At 67.7% G+C, this 622-nt stretch carries 1 pseudogene; it reads left to right on the top strand.

Features of this window, described 5'->3' with window-relative positions:
- Positions 1-130: 130 nt before the first annotated feature.
- Positions 131-622 (top strand): annotated as a pseudogene (locus QWJ41_RS20755) (IS21 family transposase); the annotation flags it as partial.

Genomic DNA, 622 nt, shown 5'->3' with positions numbered 1-622 from the left:
GGCTCGGCCGCTCGGAGCTGCTCGTCGTGGTCACGTTCGCCTCATCGTTCTCAGTGGTCACAGCGGTCATCTTGGTCCTCCTTCAGGACCGACCGCTTACACAGACCATCTGACACCCCCCGATGAAGGCATGTCGATCAGGGCACTCGCCGAGCGGCACAAGGTCCACCGCCGCACGGTCCGCGCCGCGCTCGCGGACGCGGTCCCACCGACCCGGAAGCCACCGGCACGGACCGCGCCGGTCCTGGGCCCGTATGAGGCCACGATCCGTCGCTGGCTGACCGAGGACCTGGACGCGCCGAGGAAGCAGCGTCACACCGCTCGCCGTGTCTGGCAGCGACTACTGGAAGAGGAGGGCGCGGTGGTGGCCGAGTCCAGCGTGCGCAACCTCGTCGCCGTGCTCAAGGCCGAGATCAACGGCAGCAAGGCGCAGGTGATGATCCCGCAAACCCACCCGCCGGCTGAGGAGGCAGAGGTCGACTTCGGCGAGTTCCAAGCGGTGATCGCCGGGGTCGTGATGAAGCTGTTCATGTTCTGCCTACGCCTGTCCCACTCGGGCAAGGCCGTCCACATCGCCTACGCCAACCAGTCCCAGGAGTCGTTCCTCGACGGCCACGCCCGC

The sequence above is a fragment of the Nocardioides cremeus genome (genome assembly GCF_030518195.1).
GTDB lineage: Bacteria > Actinomycetota > Actinomycetes > Propionibacteriales > Nocardioidaceae > Nocardioides > Nocardioides cremeus.
Note: the sequence above shows the minus strand (reverse complement) of the source record. Positions and strands in the feature narration are given on the sequence as shown.